Source organism: Vibrio sp. Y176 (assembly GCF_033438945.1).
The window spans coordinates 1-541 of record NZ_JAWOQS010001059.1; the positions used below are offsets into that span (position 1 = coordinate 1).

General features: G+C 45.1%; 1 pseudogene. It reads right to left on the reverse strand.

Going from position 1 to position 541, the window contains the following annotated elements:
- Positions 1 to 541, reverse strand: a pseudogene (locus R7O13_RS30190) (hybrid sensor histidine kinase/response regulator); the annotation flags it as partial.

Here is a 541-nt window from a genome sequence, read left to right on the forward strand (position 1 = left end):
CGAGTAAATCCTTCAATCATCATTTGCAATCGCTGAACCCGAAAATCGAGTTCGTCAAGGTAAGCCGCATAATCGCTGCGTGGCATGTCGCCATTCATCAGCCTCGCTCTTGATTCCAAATTACGTTGATAGCGGGGGGAGCTGAAAAGGCCAAGCAGTTTATCGACATGCGCATAAGATGCCCCCAAATGCAAAAATGCATCTAGGTTTTGCTGCTGACGATCAATGGTTTGAAAAAAAACGCTTTGGTTCAGCTTCGCATCTGGATCCATCACTAAACGGTAGGTCAGCCAAGCCTCTTTTTGCGTCCAATAAGATAATTGAGCAAGGTAAGCAATAAAGTTCTGCATGGCGTGCCCATCGCTATTTCCATACAGCTGATAGTTTTGTAGCAAGGAAAGCGACATTTCTTGCAACAACTGAACCGCCCAATCACCCACTTCATCTGTGTTGGTAAGATCCCCAGACACCATACCAAGCATCGCCTCTTTTAAATCATCGGTGTACTCGGAAGTGTGTGGATTAGTGGAAAATTTATGAT